Below are 20,198 nucleotides of genomic sequence, written 5' to 3'. Positions count from 1 at the left end.
ACGGAAGGGGGCAGGGCTCGGTGGCCAGCAGCGCCGCGTAGGCGCTGCTGGTCAAGGCTCACGGCGCAGGATGGATCTGCATCGCCAGGGCGCGTAGCGCGGCTTCGGCCTCAAGCACCTTGTTCAACACCTCGTTGGCCTTCTCACGGCTCAGCCCAAGGCGATCGAAAAGATCCTGTGGGATCTCGCTGTAGGGGCCGGAGCCGATGCCACGGTTACGCAGCAGGCGGACCGCCAGGCAGACGAGGTTGGCATGCCCGGCATGCTCGCCCTGATAGTGCGGGTCATGCTGGAAGCGCAGTGCCGTCGACAGCTCGTCAGGCATCCCCCAGTAGCGCATCAGCCAGGCCCCGATCTGCTCACGGGTAATGCCCAGCAGGTGCTGTTCGATCACGCTGTGACTCAGATGCGGATTGACCTCCAGGTGTCGACAAATCAGCGAAAAATGCGGCGGAAAGACATGCGCGAGCACCAGGTAGCCGAAGTTGTGCAATAACCCGGCAAGATAGCTGATGCCTGCCTCGGGCCGCTGGGTGCGCGGAATGGCGCGGTTCAGCCCCTCGATCACCGCCGCGGTATAGATCGACTGCTGCCAGTAAGGTGTGGCCTGCTGCGGCTGATCCTTGGGCAGGCTCAGGCTCTTGCCCAGCGCCAGGCCGAGCGCCAGGTTGATCACCAGGTCGAAACCGAGCACCCGCACGATGGCATCTTCCACCGAGCGGATCTTGCCGGGCGCGGCGTAGTAGGGCGAAGCGGCCCAGCTGACCACTTGGGCGGCCAGCGCCGGGTCGGTTTCGACCACGCCGGTGATATCGTCCACTGTGGCGTCAGGGTCGACACGTAGCTTGATGATTTTCTGCGCCGTCTGTGCCAGCGGAGGAATCTCGATGGTTTCCTCCAGCCGCTTCTGAATGCGCCGGGCGGTGAAGCTTTGCACCGCCTTGGTGATTTCCGCGCGGTCCTCTTCGGGACGGTCGAGGTTCGGCTGGATGGTACTCAACGGAACGGCGAACTGACCGGCGCTGGCTTTGCTGAGCAGTTGCTTGAAATCCTGGCTCGCCAGCGCCAGCAGCAAGCCGGGCTGACCGGATTCGATGAACAACTCCGGCTGTTGCAGCAGCCGGTCCTCGTACAGGCAGGGTGAGCTGGTCAGCGGCGGCAGGCCGGGCAGAACCTTCAGGTCATGCTTGGACAACATTCGAGTGAGCCGCTCGGGCTTTACCGCCACCAACTGGCGCCCGGTCAGTTCAACCAGACGTGGCAGGTCGAGCAAATGGTCGCTGGGATAGAGCACCAGCAGCGCGCCGATGGCATCGTCGACCAGAATGGCCTGCACGCGCCGGGCCGGATCAAGATCCGGTAGGTCCTCGCAGGCGCGGTAAGGCAGCGCCAGCTTGTCCAGCAGCTGAACGATCATGGGTGGGAGCGTAATGTTGTTTTTGGTTTCAGCAGCCGAATTCATGGAAAGTCCGTCTTTATTCCCGATCGGCGCAGTATAGCCTTAGCTTTAGTGCGGTTTGGGTTTGCCGACGAGCGTCAAACCTGCCCGTACTGCTGGCCGTGACGCAGCCAGCGCTCTAGCAAGGGGCTTACGTGCTGTGGCCAGCGTTCCAACAATGCATGCGCTGCATCGCGCACGGCAGGCAGCAAATCGGCATCGCGCATCAAATCGGCGACCTTGAACTGCAGCAGACCGGTCTGTCGAGTGCCGAGCATTTCGCCGGGGCCGCGCAGTTCCAGATCCTTTTCGGCAATGATGAAGCCGTCGCAGGTCTCGCGCATGATCGCCAAACGTTCACGGCCGATCTGAGACAGCGGCGGGTGGTAGAGCAGCACGCAATGGCTGGCAGCACTGCCGCGACCGACCCGTCCGCGCAGCTGGTGCAGTTGTGCGAGCCCGAGGCGCTCGGGGTTCTCGATGATCATCAGGCTCGAGTTGGGCACGTCGACCCCCACCTCGATCACTGTAGTGGCAACCAACAGTTGCAGGCGGCCTTCCTTGAACTCGGCCATCACCGCCGCTTTTTCGGCGGGCTTCATGCGGCCATGGATCAGCCCGACATTCAGTCCGCCAAGCGCGGCGGAGAGGTCTTCGAAGGTGGTTTCCGCCGCCTGACAGGTCAGCTCTTCGGACTCCTCGATCAGGGTGCAGACCCAGTAGGCCTGGCGGCCTTCGTTACAGGCCGAGCGCACCCGCTCGATAACCTCCAGGCGGCGGCTGTCGGCCACCAGTACGGTGTTGACCGGCGTACGACCGGGCGGCAGCTCGTCGAGGATCGAAGTGTCTAGATCGGCGTAGGCGCTCATGGCCAACGTCCGCGGGATCGGCGTGGCGGTCATGATCAGCTGGTGCGGGCAGAGTCGACCCTCGACGCCCTTGCGGCGCAGTGCCAGGCGCTGCTGCACGCCGAACCGGTGTTGCTCGTCGATGATCACCAGCGCGAGCCTGCTGAACCGAACCTCATCCTGAAACAGCGCGTGAGTGCCGACCACCATTGGGCAGCCTGAGGCGATGCGTTCGAGTGCCGTGGCTCGTGCCTTGCCCTTGAGTTTGCCGGCCAGCCAAGCGACTTCGATGCCCAGCGGCTCCAGCCATTTGCAGAAGGTGATGAAGTGCTGTTCGGCGAGGATCTCGGTAGGCGCCATCAAGGCCACCTGATAGCCCGCCTCCAAGGCTTGCAAGGCGGCAAGGGCGGCAACCACGGTCTTGCCGGCGCCGACGTCGCCTTGCACCAGGCGCAGCATGGGTTCGTCCTGAGCGAGGTCATAGGCGATCTCGGCACCCACGCGGTGCTGGGCGCCGGTGGGCTGAAAGCCGAGATTCTGCAGGTAACGCTGCGGCAGCTCGCGCGCCGCCGGCAACGGCGGTGCGTGCTGAGCGCGGCTGCTTTCGCGCAGGCGCTGCATGGAAAGCTGATGCGTCAGCAGTTCTTCGAAGGCCAGACGATGCTGCGCCCAATGACGGCCTTCAGCGAGCTCTTCCAGATCGGCATCCGGCGGCGGGCGGTGCAGGTAGCGGATCGCTTCGTCCAGCTTGGCCAGCCGATAGTCGCGGGTCAGCTCGTCGGGCAGCCAATCGGGCAGGCTGTGCGGGCCGAGCCGCGCCAGCGCCTGTGCGGTCAGCTGGCGCAGCCGCTGCTGCGTCAGGCCTTCGGTGGTTGGGTAGATCGGCGTCAGAGTCTGTTCGACGGCCACCGGCTCGTTGTCATTCAGTGCGCGGTATTCGGGATGATAGATCTCCAGCCCCGACGCGCCCGGGCGTGCTTCGCCATAACAACGCACCTGGGTGCCGCGCTTGAGCGCCTCTTTCTGGGCCTGGCTGAAATGGTAGAAGCGCAGGCTCAGACTGCCGCTGCCGTCATGCAGGCGAACCAGCAGGCTGCGGCGTCGGCCCATCACCACGTCGGCGCCGGTAACGGTGCCTTCGACGACCGCATCCTGACCGGGGCGCAGGGCACCGATCGGCACGATGCGGGTACGGTCCTGGTAACGCAATGGCAGATGGAACAGCAGGTCCTGCAAGGTTTCCAGGCCAACCTTGGCGAGCTTTTCGGCCAGCGCCGCGCCGACGCCTTTTATCGCGGTCACCGGGACCGCAGCCAGCTCGCTCATGGCTTCAGGCTTTGTCGGCGGGCGGTTTTGCAACCGAGCACAGGCGGATGGAGTCGGCCAGCACTTCGATGGCCTTCGGCCGTGGGAAGCTGGCGCGCCAGGCAATGGCCACGGTGCGGAACGGCACGGGTGGCGTCAGCGGGCGGATGTCCAGCACACCGGGGGAGTAATGGTGACTGTCCACCGCCGACAGCGGCAGGATGGATACGCCAAGGCCGGAAGCGACCATGTGGCGGATGGTTTCCAGTGACGAGGATTCCACCGTGGTGTGGCTCGGCGCCTCACCCTTGCGCGTGGTAGGGCAAGCTTCGAGCACCTGATCGCGGAAGCAGTGGCCTTCGCCCAACAGCAGCAGGCTCTTGTCGTTGAGCATCTCGCTGTCGATGGTTTCCTTCTTCGTCCAGGGATGCCCGGCGGGCATCAGCACATAGAAGGGCTCGTCATACAGCGGCAGGGTCAGAACGTCAGCTTCTTGGAACGGCAGCGCGATGATGATCGCGTCCAGCTCGCCGGTGCGCAGCTTGTCGCGCAGGATGTGGGTGAAATTCTCTTCGATGTACAACGGCATGTCCGGCGCCACGCGATGCAGCTGCGGGATCAGATGCGGGAACATGTAGGGACCGACCGTGTAGATGGCGCCGACCTTGAGCGGGGCGGCCAACTGATTCTTTCCAGCCTGGGCCAGCTCACGGATGCTCTGCGCCTGCTCCAGCACTTTCTGTGCCTGGGTGACGATGCCCTCACCGACCGGCGTCAGCCGTACCGCGCTCTTGGTCCGCTCGAATATCAGCACGCCGAGTTCGTCCTCGAGCTTTTTCACACCCACCGAGAGGGTAGGCTGGCTGACGTGGCAACGTTCGGCGGCGCGGCCGAAGTGAGATTCCTGGGCGAGCGTGACGATGTAGCGCAGTTCGGTCAGTGTCATAGCGTTATTCCATCAGAGTGCGGGCTAGCATAGCCTTTGCTCGTGTTCGAACCAACTGGCCAGCAGCCGTTCCCTTATTAAGGGATCAGCGGAAATCCTGCTGCAAGCAGTACACTCAAAAAAGGCGGGCCGAATCGGTGGTCCGCATCGGTTATGGAGCAACCGCCATGGCAACTCGACCCTCTGTAATGATCGCCGGCTGCGGCGATGTCGGTATTCGCCTCGGCCTGCAGCTGAGCCGCGCAGGTTGGACGGTGTACGGCCTGCGACGTCAGGCGGCGAGCCTGCCGGTACCGATCCTTCCGGTACGTGGCGACCTTGCCTCAAGCGAGGTGCCGCGTGGCTGGCCTAATGGCAAGCTGGACTACCTCGTATATGCCGCCTCGGCCAGCCAGCACGACGAGCCCGGTTATCGGCAGGCCTACGTTGAGGGCCTGCGCAATGCGCTTGGCTGGCTGGAGCAGCGGGGGCAACGCCCGCAGCGCGTTTTCTTTGTTTCCAGCACTGGTGTCTATGCGCAGAACGGCGGCGAGTGGATCGATGAAGCCTCGGCCACCGAGCCTACTGGTTACACCGGGCAGGTCATGCTCGAGGCCGAACAGTTGGCGCTTGAGTGCGGACTTCCAGCGACGCGGGTGCGCATGGCGGGGTTGTATGACCCGGTGCGGCCGTGGATGCAGAACCAGGTGCGCTCGGGTCTGCGGGTCGAGCGCGATCCGCCGCAGTACAGCAACCGCATCCATCGTGACGATGCGGCCGCCCTATTGGCCTGCCTGCTGCAGACCGATCTGAACGGTGGCGCTCTGGAAGATTGCTACTTGGGTGTCGACGATGACCCTGCGCCGTTGCACGAAGTGGTGGACTGGTTGCGCGAGCGACTCGGCGTGACCCAATGGGCCGAGCAGACCATGACCCGCCGTGCTGGCAGCAAACGGTGCAGCAACGCCCGAGCGCGGGCGCTTGGTTGGGTGCCGCAATACCCCAGCTATCGTAACGGATACGCCTCCATCCGCCCGGGCAAAGGCTGAGCGGCAACGAGGCCCGCGATGATGGCCGCGGCTTCTGTAGGAGCCAGGGGGACGCCCAGTCCTTGCTGGCGATCCGTATTCTGCTGTTGCACCGGAGCCGCGCCAGCCCCTGATCGCGAGCAAGCTCACTCCTACGAAAAGCGCTATGCAGGCCCGCGATGACCGCCGCAGCTCCTACGAAAAGCGCTGTGCCCGGCCCGCGATGGTCGCCACAGAAATGACACGAACGCGCTGTGAATAGTTGATATAACGTTTCAATTCGGCACAAACGATCACTGTTCGTCGGTGATTTCGCTTCATTGCGCCGGAACCAGGCAACTCTGCCGGCACGCTGCTTACTAAAAATCTGATAGCACGCACGCCGTACACCCTGCCGCATGGCACCAGTCGGGTCAGGAGCAGCTGCCGCAGCGCGGCGCAGAGATCAGGAAGAACCACCACGGCGGCGTTTTCGAACACCGAAGCAGGAGATTTTTCCAATGAGAGCCCTTCGCTGGCACGGCAAGCACGACATTCGCTGCGACAACCACGTACCTGATCCGTCGATAGAAGACCCCCGCGACGCCATCATCAAAGTGTCGTCCTGTGCCATCTGCGGCTCCGACCTGCACCTCTACGACGGCTTCATGCCCGGCATGCAGCACGGCGACATCATGGGCCATGAGTTCATGGGCGAAGTGATGGAGGTCGGCTCGGCGAACAAGAAGCTCAAGGTCGGCGACCGTGTAGTGGTGCCCTTCACCATCGTCTGCGGTGAGTGTGATCAGTGCCGGCGCGGCAATTTCTCCGTCTGCGAGCGCACCAACCGCAACAAGGACGTGGCCGATAAGGTATTCGGCCACACCACCGCCGGCCTCTATGGCTACACACACCTCACCGGTGGCTATGCCGGCGGCCAGGCCGAATTCGTCCGTGTGCCCTATGCCGACGTCGGCCCCGTCGTGGTGCCGGATGGCATGACCGACGAACAGGTGCTGTTCCTCGGCGACATCCTGCCCACCGGCTGGCAGGCCGCGGCTCAGTGCGATATCCAGCCCACCGATACCGTGGCCGTCTGGGGTGCAGGTCCGGTCGGCCAGTTCGCCATCCGCAGCGCGATCATGATGGGTGCCGAGCAGGTCATCTGCATCGACAACGTGCCTGAGCGGCTGTCTATGGCCCGCGCCGGTGGCGCCATCACCATCAACTTCGACGAAGAAAGCGTACTCGAACGCCTCAAGGAACTGACCCGCGGCAAGGGCCCGGAAAAGTGCATCGACTCGGTGGGCATGGAGGCCCATGCCGCGCGTTCCATCGACTCCATGTACGACCGCGCGAAGCAGGCGCTGATGATGGAAACCGACCGTCCTCACGTGCTGCGCGAGATGATCTATGTCTGCCGGCCGGGCGGCATTATCTCGATACCAGGCGTCTATGGCGGATTGGTCGACAAGATTCCGTTTGGCGCGGCGATGAACAAAGCGCTGACCTTCCGTATGGGCCAGACCCACGTCAACCGCTGGACCGATGATCTGCTCAAGCGAATTCAGGAAGGGCAGATCGACCCCAGCTTCGTCATTACCCACAGCGTCAGCCTCGAGCAGGGTCCGGAGATGTACAAGACCTTCCGCGACAAGCATGACGGCTGTATCAAGGTCGTTCTCAAACCCTGAGGGCCGGGCCTCGCGTCTCGCTAGCGGGACGTGGTCGGCTGTTTCTCCCAGCCCCGAGGAGGGACTGATTCATGAGCGTTCCACATCGTGTCACCCATACCAACCACTCCGCCCGTACGCTGGCCCGTGGCCTCGGCTGGTTCAGCATCGGGCTGGGCCTGGCCGAAGTGCTGATGCCCGGCAAACTGGCGCGCTTTCTCGGCGTGCCCGGCAACGAAGGACTAATTCGCGCCTGTGGCGCGCGGGAAATCGCCACTGGCGTCGGGCTATTGCTGAGTGATGATCCCAAACCCTGGATATACGGCCGCATCGGCGGCGATGCGCTGGACCTTGTCGGCCTGGGCTTGAGCATCGAGAAGGGCACCGAGCAGGCCAACGCTGCCATCGCAGCGGGCGCTGTGGCCGGCATCACTGCGCTGGACATCTCCTGTGCAAAGGGGCTGGCGAGCGAAGGCCAGTTGGTGACGGAATGGGATTACAGCGACCGCAGCGGCTTCCCGCAGGGTGCGGATGCCATGCGTGGCCGAGTCGAAGCGGAGTTTGCCGCGGGGCGTGCCGAGCCAAATGGGTACCCCGTGTCGACTCTGTTGCATTAGATGAGCGTGCTCGACGGCAGCTGATTTGGTGAGGTTGGGTGTGTGGGTTGGGCGTTTCGCTTTCACGGCAATTGCTGGCTTTTGCGGGCTTGGCTTCGCCCTGCTGGGCGACTCACTTTTTGCAGTCGCCGGAAGGCCGGCCCGAAAAAAGTGAGCAAAAATGCTTGCCCGCCATCCGGCCCTGGCTGCGGTGACGTTCCAGGGCCCGCCGCGAAGGGCCATTCATGGCTGGGCACCTCCGAGCAGTAATGGCTCTCGCGGCATTCATGCCGCTCAACCCCTACGTGCCGCCTGCCTTCAGGCCTCCTGAAAGGGAGGACGGTGTCGTCTGCCAGGCCGTGCGCTAATAAGCGAAGCAAAACCGGCCACCACCAAGCTCCCAACCCACTGGTCCATCGGCGTGAAAGCGAAACGCCCAGCCAACCCCGTTTGCAAGTCGAGTGACAATCCGCCTCCAGGCATGCGATGAGCCATTTTTTGCTAAGGTCCGCAGCCGGCCCCTACCACCATCCTATGGTGGCCACCACACAATGAGAGTCCATGTCCGCCGTCGTTAACATCGTCCTCCCGGTCTTCGCTCTGATCCTGCTGGGTTTCATCTGTCGCCGTACCGGGCGTATGGGGCCGACGGGCGCCTCCGAGCTGAACCGATTCGTGGTCTGGCTGGGGTTGCCAGCGCTGCTGTTCAGCGTCGTCGCCAATTCCACCTGGGAGCAGCTTTGGCAGCCAGGCTTCATCACGGCGTTCTCGGTGGGCTGCCTCGGTGTGTTCGGCTTCACGCTTGGCTATCGACTACTACAAAAGCAGCCGCTGGCCGATGCCAGTCTCGATGCGCTCGGCGCGTCCTATGCCAATACCGGCTACATCGGCATTCCGCTGTGCATGTTGGTGCTGGGCGACGAAGCGCTGCAGCCAGCCATGGTGGCGTCGATCATCGTCGTCTGTGTGCTGTTCGCCATTGCGCTGGCCTGCGTGGAAACCGGCTTGCACGCCGGTCAGGGCTTCAACCAGACGTTGCGAAAAGTCAGTGTTGCGCTGCTGCGTAATCCGCTGGTGGTGGCGCCACTGCTGGGTGGGGTATGGGCGGCGAGCGGTTTGGATCTGCCGGTGCCGGTGGCGACGCTGCTGAAGTTGCTAGGTGCGGCGGCGGCACCTTGCGCATTGGTCTCGCTGGGGTTGTTCCTGGCGCAACCGCAGCCGGGTGGCACGGTGAGTGGTGTCTGGCCGTTGGTCACGCTGAAGCTGGTAGTCCAGCCGCTGATCACCTGGTATCTGGCCTTTCAGGTGTTCGAGCTGCCGCCGCTATGGGCGTATTCGGCGCTCTTGCTCAGCGCACTACCCACCGGCACCGGGCCTTACATGCTCGCTGAGTTCTACGGACGCGAGGCGTCGCGAGTGTCGCGTGTGGTGTTGCTGTCGACACTCGGCTCGCTGATCACATTGTCGGCCTGCCTGGTGCTGCTGCCCATATAAAGGTCCTGGTACCCGTGGATAGGCCTGTGGCGTTATCCACCCTACGTCAGGGCCGGTCGTAGGGTGGAAAACCGCGAAGCGTTTTCCACGCGGTAACGTTCAGCCCGCCGATCGGGTGACTTCCAGCACCACCGCCGCAATCCGGTCGCATTCGGTATAGGCGCCGTCGAGCAGCTCTTCACCGAAGACATCGGGATCGACTTCTCGATATCGCCATTCCAGCCCGTGACCTTCAAGACGCTGCTCGATTTCGCGGCGGAACGGGTCCTGATTGCCCTTCATCGCTACGCCGGTATAGAGCAGCAAGGTGCCGCACGGGGCGAGACGCGCCAGTGCGCTGTCGAAAATCGCCAGGGAAAGCCCGGCCCCCAAGGGTCCACCACCGTGGCGATAGGCGCGCTCGTCCGGATCGACCAGATAGGGCGGGTTGGCCAGGATCAGGTCGAACTGACCGTCTATGTCATTGAGCAGATCGCTATGGTGGGCCTTCAGGTTGTCGGCCTCGGCCAAGGCCGCGTTGATGCGGGTCATGCGCAGCGCGGCCGGGTTGATGTCCACCGCCAGCACCTCGGCCTGTGGCCGTGCCAGTGCCGTCAGGATGGCCCCTGCACCGGAGCCGCATCCGATGTCCACGGCACGCCCGATATGACCTTTGTGATTGTTCAGGTGGGCCAGGATTGCATTGGCGAACCGGTAGGTATCTGGGCCGAAAAACACGGCGTCTGGCGCGTCGGTGGGGTAGGCCGAGTGCACGAACAATTGGCCGTCGAGGCTCGACATCCGCACCCGGCTACGCCAGCGTGAGTCGCTGGGGGCGAGCACGCCAGCTTGATCCATCAGACTGAAAATTGCCGGCGGCAGCAGCTCATGCTGGAACGGCCGGCTCCAGCCGAACACACCTTCCAAATCTCTAGCCAGCTGGTTTTCCACCCGCGCGTTGACCCGCTCGTGCGTCAGCGGCGTGGGGGTGATGAAGTGATAGCCGCGCTCGCGCAGCGCCTGGGCCAGGTGCAGCAGCGCGCGGTCCTGGGCAGTTTCCGTGGTCATGTCAGATTCCCTGGCGAGTTCGCCTCAATTGAACAATCCGGTGAAGATGCGGGTGGCCAGCAGCCCGGCCGCGCTGTGATGGCGCGTCGGTGCCAACAGCGGCAGCAAGTGGCGCATGCGTGCTTCACGTGTGGGCAGCTGGGTCAGTTGCTGCTCAAGCAGCAAGGCTTCCTGATCGAAGTCGCTGACGTGCTGGCCCTGCTGCACCAGCGCCGGCTTTGCCGGCCGCTCGGTAGACGTCCGTCGACGGCTGCTGAACGGCACCTGGCGTTGTGCAAGCGACGGGTGCGGCTTGCCACGGGTGGGCGTCTGCTCAGCCAGCCAGTCGCCAGCGATCCAGTCGTGAATCAGTTGCTGCTCGTGGGCGCTGAATACGCCGAACATCGGGCCCTGTTCGCCGGTAATCAGCTGCCAGAATCGGCTGTTTTGCGGGTCTTCGTGGCGCTTGATCCAGCTGCGGCGCTGCAGGGTCTCGATGAATTGCGGGATCTGTTCCGGCTCGGCCAGCCATTGGTTCACGGTACGCCCATCGAAGCGGCAGTAGTCCGAATGCACGAACTGGCCGACGCCGGCCTTCTTCTCCAGCACGCGCATCACTTCCTGCTCCGGGTCGAAACCGCCAATCACCGAAAGCGTGCTTGCACCCAGATCATTCAGGCGATAGCCGTTCATGACTCGTCGGTAGAATTCTTCGCTGTCGCCCACCTGCGGCCAGGCCGCAAGCAAGCCTTGAATGGCCTTCTTCGCATGGCCGTTGTCGGCGTTGTCGACCGTCACGTGCAAGGTGAAGTAATAGGGGTCGATGCCCAGCTCGGTGAGCTCATAGGAGCTGATCAAGAGGTGCAGCGGGAGTTGTTCATAGCCGAGGTTGAAACCGATCACCTCAGGCAGGAACTGCTCGGCGTGCTCGGCCAGCGCCAGCTGGATGGCCCCCTGAACGAAGTTGTCGTCATCCAGCGTCTGCCAGTCGTCACAGCCCTGGCTGGCGAGCAGCTTGCGGTAAAGCACCACGTGGTTCTTTTCCGGCTGACCTTCGCCCAGCTCCTCGAGATAGGTCTGAATCAGCGAAGTGAAGCGCGCATCGTCCCAGCGCTGCAGCAGGCCATAGAGCCAGGCGCCATCGACCAGTTTGGTCGGCGCTACACCGCGCAGAAAGTGCAGCGCATGAGCCTTGCTGGTGAAGTAGCGGCGTGGCGCGCCGGCGCGTCGTTCGTCAAGGTAGGCCTGATATTGCCCGCCGATCTTTGCCGTGTGCGCCTCCAGCCAATCCCCAAGCCCGGCTGGGTCTGGCGGCAGGTCGCAGGGCAGCGCTGAGGCTTCGTCCAGCTGTGCATTGAGGTAGTCGGCGGCGCGATTGCGCACGGCTGCGTCATCCGGGGCGTCGAGCAGGGCGAAGTAAAGCGCCCTGGAAGGCGCTGCCACCTCACAGGTCACTGGCGTGGTGTCGACGGGCAGGCTTCGAGTCAGTTGCATAGATTCACACGGTGGCAGTGGGGAACCCCCAGATGATTTTTTGGCCGTCGCTATGCCGGATTAGTTCAGCGCGCCTGCCGAATGGCCGGCCATCTCGGCAGATTTGCATGCAACTTCTGCGATCGCGCGTCTTCCTAACCTATAGAGATGCCGAGCGGTGTCCGAATGAGCAACCAGACGGAGGTCACCATGAATCAATCCGAACGCGGCAAGGAAAACCTGGAAACGATCAACGATCGCAACGATGAGCGCATCGACCAGGCGGGCAGGACCACCAATGGCGAAGCCGCTGGCGGTGATCGTGACGACGTCCCAGGCGGCGCCTACAACGTCCCGCCGGGCATGGCCGATGAGGTCAGCGATGAAGAGGCGTTGAAGCGCAACAAGCAGAATCGCCCCGAGCGCTAGCCAGGGTTGCGGAGCGGAGCCGTGGCCCCGCTCCGCTAGCTGTAAAAAATAATTGGCTGATCCCTTAATTTTCGTTGTGTTTCGGTCGCTTGCAGCCTTTAAGCACGCCGCCACCGTTATGCCTGGGAGGACGATCCCGGCCGTTTCGCAGCGGAACAAAGGACTGCCAGAGCCTCGCCATGCGCCAACACAGCCGACTCACCTTCCGCCATCTCAGCCGTATCCAGGTCACCAATCGTCTCAGCGGCGACCCTATGGGTTATGTGGCTGACCTGTCGAAAGGCGGGTTGCGCCTGGTCGCCAAGCAGCCATTGGGCGTGAACGGCTGCTATGAGATGTGCCTGCACGTGCCGACCGTGGGTGATCGAACCCGTGAAGTGCAGATCGTGGTGCTCTGCCAGTGGGTGCGCAAGGATTCCCGCCGCGACAGTTTCGAAATGGGCTTCTCCCTGGATCGCCCGAGTGAGGAATACACCCGGTTGATTGGCGAACTGATGCCCAAGCGGCGCGATTAGCGATTCACCACCTTGGCCGGCAGCGCGATCACCAGCAGCGAGCCGAGCACCAGACACGCTGCGAAGAACCACAACGCCGCACCGCTTTCCCCGGTGAGGTCGAGCGTGACGCCAATCAGCGTATTGCTGACCAGCCCGGCGATGTTCGCCAAGGAGCAGGCCAGGGCGAAGCCGGTTGCTGCCGCGGTGCCGGTGAGAAAGGTCGCCGGCAGGCTGAAAAATACCGGAACCGCACCGATGATTGCCGCCTGGGCAATGGAGAACAGCAGCACCGTCATGATCACGTTGTCGGTGAACGCGGTGCTGGTTGCCATGGCGACGGCGCCGATCCAGAACGGCAGGATGATGTGCCAGCGGCGCTCGCGGAAGCGGTCGGAGCTGGCGCCCAGCACAAGCATGCCGAGCACCGCGGCGATGCTGGGCACGGCGGTCAGCAGGCCGATCTCCGACACATCACTGACGCCGGCGTTGCGGATGAAGGTCGGCATCCAGAAGCCGAGCGCATAGGCGCTCAGCAAGATCGCGAAATCGATGCCGCCGAGCATCCACACCTTGAGGTTGCAGAAGCCCTGGCGAAAGGTCTCGCCACTGGCCGGGCTCTGCGCTTCATCGAGGGTCAGGTCGCGCAGCACCTGGCCCTGCTCGTTGATATCCAGCCAGTCGGCGCGTTTCGGGCCGTCGGGCAGTACGCGTAGCGCCATCAGCCCGAGCAGCACGCTGGGAATGCCTTCGAGCAGGAACAGCCATTGCCAGCCACGCAGGCCCTGTACCTGATCGAATGCACCGAGAATCCAGCCGGACAAGGGCGCGCCGATCACGCTCGACAGTGGCAGGCCGATCATGAACAGCGCGATGATCCGCCCTCGGCGATAGGTCGGGAACCACAACGTCAGGTAATAGAGCACGCCCGGCAGGAAGCCCGCCTCGGCGACGCCCAGCAGCAGGCGCACCACGTAGAACTGCGCCGGTGTGGTGACCAGCATGGTGCAGGCCGACAGCACGCCCCAGGTGATCATGATCCGCGCAATCCAGACCCGTGCGCCGACACGCTTGAGGATCAGGTTGCTGGGCACTTCGAAGAGGATGTAACCGACGAAGAACAGGCCCGCACCCAGGCCGAAGGCCGCTTCGCTGAGCTGCAGCTGCTCGGCCATCTGCAACTTGGCGAAGCCGACGTTGATGCGGTCCAGATAGGCGGCCAGGTAGCAGAAGCACAGAAACGGAATCAGCCGCCAGGCGATCTTTCGATAAAGACGCGGGTTGTTCGGCTCGCCGCTAAGGGCGTGAGCGTCTGGCGCGGGCGCCTGAGGCATCGGTCGTCTCCGTGTTGGTTAGGTGTCGAAGCAAGCCCGGCATGTTAATGGAGCCGGGCTGTCGAGTCAGAACCTCTGACCCAAGGCGCGCGGCGGAATGTTCCTCGTTGCCTCTGCCGTGATGACAGGCGGACATAGCGTGACTGAACACAGGGCTGAGCCCGCGCGAACTCAGCCCCTTTGTACCTGTCGCACCTGTTCGACCGGTGCTCTTAGGTGCGCCTGAAATTGTCCGGCAACTCGCAACCCAACGGAGACAGGCATGACTTCACAGTGGATCGACATTCCCGCGCAAGACGGCAAGACCTTCAAGGGCTACCTGGCGCTTCCGCCGGCCGGCCATGGCCCGGGCATCGTGCTGATTCAGGAAATCTTCGGTGTCAACGAACACATCCAGTCGGTCGCCGACCAGTACGCGTCCGATGGCTACGTTGTAGTGGCCCCGGACCTGTTCTGGCGCAGCGAACCGGGTGTCCAGCTCGGTTATGGCGAGGAGGACTGGGAGCAGGCGTTCTCGCTGATGCAGGCGCTGGATTTCGATCTGGCGATCGACGATCTACGGCGCAGCGTCGAGCTGCTTCGTGATCGCGACGAGTGCAATGGTCGCGTGGCCTCGGTGGGCTATTGCATGGGCGGCGTGCTGTCGTTTCTGAGCGCGGCCAATGCGGGCGTCGATGCAGCGGTCTGCTACTACCCCGGCAGCATCGAGAAACGCCTTGACCAGGCCGAGCGGATCACCTGCCCGACGCTGTTCCACTTCGCCGAAGAAGACGACCACATTGACTCCGACGCGGTAGCCGCCGTGCAGGAAAAGATGGCCCAGGTCGGTCAAGCGCAGATCGAGACCTATCCGGGCGTCGACCACGGCTTCAACTGCTGGGCACGGCCCATGTACAACCAGAACGCTGCGGCGCTGGCCCATGGGCGGAGCTTGGTGTTCCTGGCCGAGAATCTCTGAGCAATCCAGACGGCCCGTGTTTGCTCGGAGGGCTGTAGGCATACGCTCTGCTGGCAGTCTGCAGCCACGCAGGGCCCTTGATCGCGACCAAGGTCGCTCCTACAAAGGTGGCTCGCTCGGGGCGAACGGTTGCGCCGTTCCACACCTGTAGGAGCCAGCTTGCTGGCGATCCTTGGTCTGCGTGCGAGTAGCCACGACGGATCCTTGATCGCGACCAAGGTCGCTCCTACAAAGGCAGCTCGCTCGGACAGTGAGCGGGACCGCCTCCCCGCACCCGTAGGAGCCAACTTGCTGGCGATCCTTGGTCTGCGTGCGAGTAGCCACGACGGATCCTTGATCGCGACCAAGGTTGCTCCTACATAAGCAGCCCGCACGGACAGTGAGCGGGATCGCCTCCCCGCACCCGTAGGAGCCAGCTTGCTGGCGATCCGTGGTCGTTCGGGCGGGCCGCTGACAGGCCGCACGAAACTGGGCGCCCTTGGCCTTCTCACGACGGGCCAAGGGCTACGGCTGTTAACCCAGCGTCCCGAGAATATTCACGCCAACCCGATCCGGAATTTCGTTCTGCGACAGCACGTGCAGGCCTGGGCTGAATACCCGCGCGTAACGCGACAACAGGGGACGCAGTTGCGGCATCACGGTAAGGATCGGCGGGTGGCCGTCCTTGCGCAGCTTTTCCTTCACCACCGGCATGCTGTTCTGCAGCTGGTTGAGCAGGCTCGGCTCCACCGGAATGTTGTCCAGGCTCACCTGACCGGCTTGCTGGGCGATCGCCAGCGCATTGAGCAACGTGTTTTCCAGCGCATTTTCCAGCACGAAAACCGCCAGTTCGCGGCGATCACCGGCGATCATCGAAACGATGCTGCGGCGCAGCGCGTAGCGCACGTCGGCAGCCAGCAGCACCGGGTCCTTGGTGGTTTCGCTGCATTCAAGCAGGGTGCTGGCGATGGTTTCGATATCGCGCAGCGGGACTTCTTCCAGTAGCAGCTGGCGGTAGACGCGCATCTGCTGGGTGTAGCTCAGGGCGTTCTTGAGGCTTTCAGCGAGCTTCGGCGCCTGCAGCGTCAAGCGCTGCATCAGGTGCTCGACGTCGTCGTGCTTGAACAGATCCGGCAGGTGCTCACGCACCACCTTGTTCAGGTGCGTGGCAACCACGCTGGCGCAATCGATGACCTGATAGCCAAGGTTCAGCGCGCGGGATTTGTCCGACGGCTGAATCCACACCACCTGCATGCGGTAGGCCGGGTCGGTGCCGAGGATGCCGTCGATCTCGCCGTACAGCTCGGGTGACGGAATCGCCATCAGGCGATCGGCATGCAGCTCGGCGCCGTCGATCTTTTCGCCATTGATGTAGATGTCATATTGCGACGCCTTGAGCCGCAAGCTGTCGCGAATCTGCACTTCGGGCAGCAGGAAGCCCAGGTGCTCCGACAGGGTCTGGCGCACGCCACGCACCCGCGCCGGCAAGGGCGCGCCGGAGGCTTCGTTGACCAGCCCGACCAGCTTGTAACCCAGCGAAATCGACAGCCGCTCGACCAGCGGAATGTCTTCCCAGGCCAGCGATTGCGCCTTTTCCTTGTCCATCGCCTGGCCGATGGCCTGGATCTCCTTGAGATCGGCCCCAGCGGCAGGCGGCTCGTGCAGCGACACCCGCCAGCCGATGAAACCGATCAGCGCCGCGAAACCGATAAACGCCAGATGCGGCATGCCCGGCACCAGGCCGAGCACGAAGAGAATGCCGGCTACGGTGTACAGCGACGCCGGGTTGGCCAGCAGCTGGCGCTGAACCTGGCTGGTGATGTCGCTGGATTCGTTGATGCGAGTGACGATGATCGCCGCTGCGGTGGACAGCAGCAGAGCCGGAATCTGCGCGACCAGGCCGTCACCGATGGTCAGCAGGGCGTACTGCTTGAAGGCTTCGCCCGCCGCCAGGTCGTGAACGAACACGCCGATGGCAAAACCACCGAAGAGGTTGATCAGCAGGATCAGGATGCCTGCGATGGCGTCACCGCGAACGAACTTCGAGGCACCATCCATCGCACCGTAGAAGTCGGCTTCCTTGGCCACTTCCTGGCGCCGGGCCTTGGCTTCTTCGTTGGTCAGCAGGCCGGCGTTGAGGTCGGCGTCGATGGCCATCTGTTTGCCGGGCAGGGCGTCCAGGGTAAAGCGCGCGGTGACCTCGGAGATCCGCTCGCCGCCCTTGGTGATCACGATGAAGTTGATCAGCATCAGGATCACGAACACCACCAGACCGACGATGAAGTTACCGCCGATCACCACCTCACCGAAGGCCTCGATCACCTTGCCCGCTGCGCCCGTGCCGCTGTGACCTTCGAGCAGCACCACCCGCGTCGAGGCGACGTTCAGGGTCAGGCGCATCAGCGTGGTGACCAGAATCACCGTCGGGAACAGCGAGAAATCCAGCGGACTCTTCGACGACACGCTGACCAGCAACACCAGAATCGACATGGCGATGTTGAAGGTAAACAGCACGTCCAGCAGCTGCGGTGGCAGCGGCAGGATGATCATCGCCAGAATCGACAGGATGATCAGCGGAATCCCAATCCGTCCGCTGCTGAAGGTCGGTGTCAGTTTCTGAATCAGGCTCATGATCGGGCTCGGTTGAACAGTTCTTCGGGAATATGAATGTCACTGGTCAGCTTGGGCTTGGCCCGGCGACCCTGCTTCCAGGCCTTAAGCTGGAGGATGTAGGTCAGCACATGGGCCACCGCGGTGTAGAGCGGCGCCGGGATCTGCTGGTTGACCTGGGTACTGAAGTAGATCGCCCGTGCCAGCGGGGGCAGCTCGACCACTTCCAGGTTGTTGGCCTGGGCCAGCTTGCGGATGTACAGCGCCGTTTCATCGACACCACGGGCGATGACGAAAGGTGTTTCGGCCTTCTTGGGGTCGTACTTGAGCGCCACGGCGTAATGCGTCGGGTTGACGATCACCACGTCGGCGTCCTTGATCACTCGGCTGATCTGCCGTTGGGCCAGTTGGCGCTGCAGCTGCTTGATCCGCGCCTTTACCTCGGGCCGGCCTTCCTGGTTCTTGTGCTCTTCCTTGCGCTCCTGCTTGGTCATGCGCATCTTTTTCAGAAAGAAGAAGCGCTGCAGCGGGATGTCGATGAACGAGAACAGCACGAATACCAGCAGCAGCGAAATCGCCAGATCGAAGGTCAGCGAAAAGGCACTGCTGATGGCATTGGTGATGTCGCTGCGCTGCAAGGCGATCAGTTTGGGCGCGGCGTAATACAGCTGGCCGACGGCGATGCCCAGCAGGGTGGTGATCTTCAGCAGCGACTTGAGCAGCTCGGTCCAGTTCTGCGCGCCCACCATCCGGCCCAGGCCGGTAATGGGGTTGAGCTTGCTGAACTGGGGGGAGAAGTTCTTCGAGGCGAACACCCAGCCGCCCGGCACCAGGGCGAAGGCGATCACCAGGATCGGCGTGACCAGCAATGGCAGCAGCACGCTGATGAACACCAGCAGGTTATGGGTGAGGATCAGCTGCAGATCATCGACGGTGATTTCGCTCTTGTGAAAGTCAATGTACGAGTAACTGAACGCCTGCTGCAGGCCGTCAAAAAAAAAGCCCAAGCTGAATTTGAGTACCAGTAGCGTGGCCAGCAGCGAGACGGTGGTGGCCACGTCCTTGGAGCGGGTCACCTGGCCATCGTCGCGACTCTTCTTGAGTTTCTGCTCGGAGGCCTCTTCGGTTTTTTCCTGGCTGCTGTTCTGCTCAGACATCGCGGCCGCTCCGCAGAATCTCGCCGATGTTGCCCAGTAGCTCGCGGGTCAGGTGCAGGTAGGCTTCCGACAGGTTTGGCAGGGTCAGGAAAATCAGGATCAGCCCGGCGATGATCGCCATCGGAAAGCCCAGAGAGAATAGGTTCATCGCTGGCGAGATGCGGTTGAGCAGGCCAAAGCAGAACTGCACCAGCGTCATGCAGAAGACGATGGGTAGCGCGATCAGCAGGGCGGCGGAAATGACCCAGCTCAGCGACATCGCGATGGTCTGCAGGCCGTCGAAATGGATGCCGCTGCCGACCGGCCAGAAAATGAAGCTCTGATAGATGATGGTCACGATCACCAGGTGGCCGTCAGTGGCGAAGAACAGCAGCGCCAGCAGGATGAAATACAGCTGATAGACGATCGAGGCCGACGACACACCGTTCATAGGATCGTTGAACACCGCCATGGACAGCCCTAGCTGGGTCGAGACGATATCGCCGATGAGGGTGAATACGGTGAACACCAGCATCAGCGCCACGCCCAGCAGCAGGCCCATGGCGATCTGCTCGAGGGCAGTGAGAATGCCTTTGAGCGACAGCGGGTCGATGGGCGCCGTTGCCGGTAGCGCCGCGGTGAGCACCACCGTCAGCGCAATGGCCAGCAGCACCCGCGCGCGGATGCTCAGTGATTTGTGGCTGAACATCGGCGCCAGGCTGAACACCGCCATGATCCGGCAGAACGGCCACCAGTAACCCAGCAGCGACTGCAGGTACTGACCGACCTGCATGATGGGTTCATTGCCCACGGCTAACCGACCAGCCGCCCGGCTTGGGTGAAGGTTTCGATGAACAGGTCGCTGAAGGTCCGGAGGATCCAGTGCCCGGCGAACACCAGCATGCCGAGGGTGATCAGCAGGCGCGGCAAGAAGCTGAGCATCTGTTCGTTGATCTGCGTGGCGGCCTGAAAAATGCTCACGAGCAAGCCGCCGAGCAGGCTCGGCACCACCAGTACGCAGACCACCAGCACGATGACGTGGATGGCGTTGGAGACGATATTGACGGCGGTGTCGGGGGTCAGCATGGGAGCACCTGGGAGGTGAGGGTGGTTGTGCCGGTTAGCGCGGCGGCATGCAAAGCGTGTGGGCTTTGGATTCGCTGAATGGTCCCCATTGGCCGGGCTGGCTGAGGCATGGGGTTCGCCCTGCTGGGCGACTCACTTTTTTCAGTTGCCAAAAAAGTAAGCAAAAACGCTTGCCCCTGCATCCGGGTCTCGCTGCGCTCGACTTCCCTCGCTCCGGTGACGTTCCAGGGGCCCGCCGCGAAGGGCCATCCCTGGCCCATCGAGGCTCTCGCGGCATCCATGCCGCTCAACCCCTTCCACGCCACCTGCGCTCGGCCTTCTGAAAGGGGCGATTCGGTGGTGTCTGTTGGGCCGTGCAGCGAAGCGGTTGTAGGAGCTAAACGTGGG

The 20,198-nt window shown here is 63.0% G+C and carries 18 protein-coding genes; 7 read left to right on the top strand and 11 right to left on the bottom strand.

Annotated elements, in window-relative coordinates; all coding sequences use genetic code 11:
• Positions 1 to 58: 58 nt before the first annotated feature.
• The 3 genes from ACQKEK_RS18025 to ACQKEK_RS18015 form a co-directional block, all read right to left on the bottom strand.
• A complete protein-coding gene (locus ACQKEK_RS18025; protein WP_499144070.1) occupies positions 59 to 1,462 on the bottom strand; it encodes an aminoacyl-tRNA deacylase and HDOD domain-containing protein in 1,404 nt (467 codons plus the stop codon).
• Positions 1,463 to 1,536: 74 nt separating this feature from the next.
• Positions 1,537 to 3,612: an ATP-dependent DNA helicase RecG gene (gene recG / locus ACQKEK_RS18020; RefSeq protein WP_499144071.1), complete on the bottom strand. Its 2,076-nt coding sequence runs from the start codon at positions 3,610 to 3,612 to the stop codon at positions 1,537 to 1,539.
• Positions 3,613 to 3,616: 4 nt separating this feature from the next.
• A complete protein-coding gene (locus tag ACQKEK_RS18015) occupies positions 3,617 to 4,537 on the bottom strand; it encodes a hydrogen peroxide-inducible genes activator (RefSeq protein WP_045422729.1) in 921 nt (306 codons plus the stop codon).
• Between the two features lie 167 nt (positions 4,538 to 4,704).
• On the opposite strand from ACQKEK_RS18015, the gene ACQKEK_RS18010 reads away from it, so the two are divergent.
• Positions 4,705 to 5,565: a Rossmann-fold NAD(P)-binding domain-containing protein gene (locus tag ACQKEK_RS18010; protein ID WP_499144072.1), complete on the top strand. Its 861-nt coding sequence runs from the start codon at positions 4,705 to 4,707 to the stop codon at positions 5,563 to 5,565.
• 174 nt (positions 5,566 to 5,739) lie between these two features.
• Here ACQKEK_RS18010 and ACQKEK_RS18005 read toward each other — a convergent pair whose 3' ends face one another.
• Entirely contained in the window at positions 5,740 to 6,045 is a 306-nt protein-coding gene (locus ACQKEK_RS18005; protein ID WP_499144073.1) for a hypothetical protein, read from the bottom strand.
• Between ACQKEK_RS18005 and ACQKEK_RS18000 the strand changes: the two genes are divergently transcribed.
• The 3 genes from ACQKEK_RS18000 (at position 6,045) to ACQKEK_RS17990 (ending at position 9,286) form a co-directional block, all read left to right on the top strand.
• The gene (locus tag ACQKEK_RS18000; RefSeq protein WP_128119705.1) at positions 6,045 to 7,217 is read left to right on the top strand and encodes a zinc-dependent alcohol dehydrogenase; all 1,173 of its coding nucleotides are present in this window, start codon (positions 6,045 to 6,047) and stop codon (positions 7,215 to 7,217) included. The genes ACQKEK_RS18005 and ACQKEK_RS18000 overlap by 1 nt on opposite strands.
• Before the next feature lie 71 nt (positions 7,218 to 7,288).
• Positions 7,289 to 7,813 carry a transcriptional regulator gene (locus ACQKEK_RS17995; RefSeq protein WP_499144074.1) on the top strand — a complete coding sequence of 175 codons (525 nt, stop codon included), beginning with the start codon at positions 7,289 to 7,291 and terminating at the stop codon, positions 7,811 to 7,813.
• 540 nt (positions 7,814 to 8,353) lie between these two features.
• Entirely contained in the window at positions 8,354 to 9,286 is a 933-nt protein-coding gene (locus ACQKEK_RS17990) for an AEC family transporter (RefSeq protein WP_499144075.1), read from the top strand.
• Between the two features lie 99 nt (positions 9,287 to 9,385).
• Here the strand turns inward: ACQKEK_RS17990 and ACQKEK_RS17985 are convergent, their stop codons facing one another.
• The gene (locus ACQKEK_RS17985) at positions 9,386 to 10,333 is read right to left on the bottom strand and encodes a methyltransferase (RefSeq protein WP_499144076.1); all 948 of its coding nucleotides are present in this window, start codon (positions 10,331 to 10,333) and stop codon (positions 9,386 to 9,388) included.
• A gap of 24 nt (positions 10,334 to 10,357) precedes the next feature.
• Positions 10,358 to 11,806 (bottom strand): iron-containing redox enzyme family protein, encoded by a 1,449-nt coding sequence (locus ACQKEK_RS17980; protein ID WP_499144077.1) that lies wholly within the window; start codon positions 11,804 to 11,806, stop codon positions 10,358 to 10,360.
• A gap of 189 nt (positions 11,807 to 11,995) precedes the next feature.
• Between ACQKEK_RS17980 and ACQKEK_RS17975 the strand changes: the two genes are divergently transcribed.
• Both ACQKEK_RS17975 and ACQKEK_RS17970 read left to right on the top strand, forming a co-directional pair.
• Entirely contained in the window at positions 11,996 to 12,214 is a 219-nt protein-coding gene (locus ACQKEK_RS17975; RefSeq protein ID WP_128119700.1) for a hypothetical protein, read from the top strand.
• Between the two features lie 179 nt (positions 12,215 to 12,393).
• The gene (locus tag ACQKEK_RS17970; RefSeq protein ID WP_046163465.1) at positions 12,394 to 12,729 is read left to right on the top strand and encodes a PilZ domain-containing protein; all 336 of its coding nucleotides are present in this window, start codon (positions 12,394 to 12,396) and stop codon (positions 12,727 to 12,729) included.
• Here ACQKEK_RS17970 and ACQKEK_RS17965 read toward each other — a convergent pair.
• Positions 12,726 to 14,042: an MFS transporter gene (locus tag ACQKEK_RS17965; RefSeq protein ID WP_499144078.1), complete on the bottom strand. Its 1,317-nt coding sequence runs from the start codon at positions 14,040 to 14,042 to the stop codon at positions 12,726 to 12,728. The two genes, ACQKEK_RS17970 and ACQKEK_RS17965, sit on opposite strands and share 4 nt — an antisense overlap.
• Before the next feature lie 262 nt (positions 14,043 to 14,304).
• Between ACQKEK_RS17965 and ACQKEK_RS17960 the strand changes: the two genes are divergently transcribed.
• The gene (locus tag ACQKEK_RS17960; protein WP_499144079.1) at positions 14,305 to 15,000 is read left to right on the top strand and encodes a dienelactone hydrolase family protein; all 696 of its coding nucleotides are present in this window, start codon (positions 14,305 to 14,307) and stop codon (positions 14,998 to 15,000) included.
• 513 nt (positions 15,001 to 15,513) lie between these two features.
• Here ACQKEK_RS17960 and ACQKEK_RS17955 read toward each other — a convergent pair.
• Genes ACQKEK_RS17955 through ACQKEK_RS17940 form a run of 4 tightly spaced genes read right to left on the bottom strand, consistent with a single transcriptional unit; the run spans position 15,514 to position 19,811 of the window.
• Complete coding sequence (locus tag ACQKEK_RS17955) at positions 15,514 to 17,610, bottom strand: flagellar biosynthesis protein FlhA (protein WP_499144081.1); 2,097 nt, start codon at positions 17,608 to 17,610, stop codon at positions 15,514 to 15,516.
• Positions 17,607 to 18,746 (bottom strand): flagellar biosynthesis protein FlhB, encoded by a 1,140-nt coding sequence (gene flhB, locus ACQKEK_RS17950; RefSeq protein ID WP_216707016.1) that lies wholly within the window; start codon positions 18,744 to 18,746, stop codon positions 17,607 to 17,609. Before flhB ends, ACQKEK_RS17955 begins: the two co-directional genes overlap by 4 nt.
• Positions 18,739 to 19,518, bottom strand: coding sequence for a flagellar biosynthetic protein FliR (gene fliR, locus ACQKEK_RS17945; protein WP_499144098.1), 780 nt, complete (start codon positions 19,516 to 19,518; stop codon positions 18,739 to 18,741). Before fliR ends, flhB begins: the two co-directional genes overlap by 8 nt.
• A 20-nt stretch (positions 19,519 to 19,538) precedes the next feature.
• Positions 19,539 to 19,811 carry a flagellar biosynthetic protein FliQ gene (locus tag ACQKEK_RS17940; RefSeq protein ID WP_021209062.1) on the bottom strand — a complete coding sequence of 91 codons (273 nt, stop codon included), beginning with the start codon at positions 19,809 to 19,811 and terminating at the stop codon, positions 19,539 to 19,541.
• Positions 19,812 to 20,198: the final 387 nt, after the last annotated feature.

Origin of the sequence: Pseudomonas sp. NPDC077408 (genome assembly GCF_050269105.1) — a bacterium.
In the GTDB taxonomy this organism is placed as follows: Bacteria; Pseudomonadota; Gammaproteobacteria; order Pseudomonadales; family Pseudomonadaceae; genus Stutzerimonas.
This window is presented reverse-complemented; position numbering and strand designations above follow the sequence as displayed.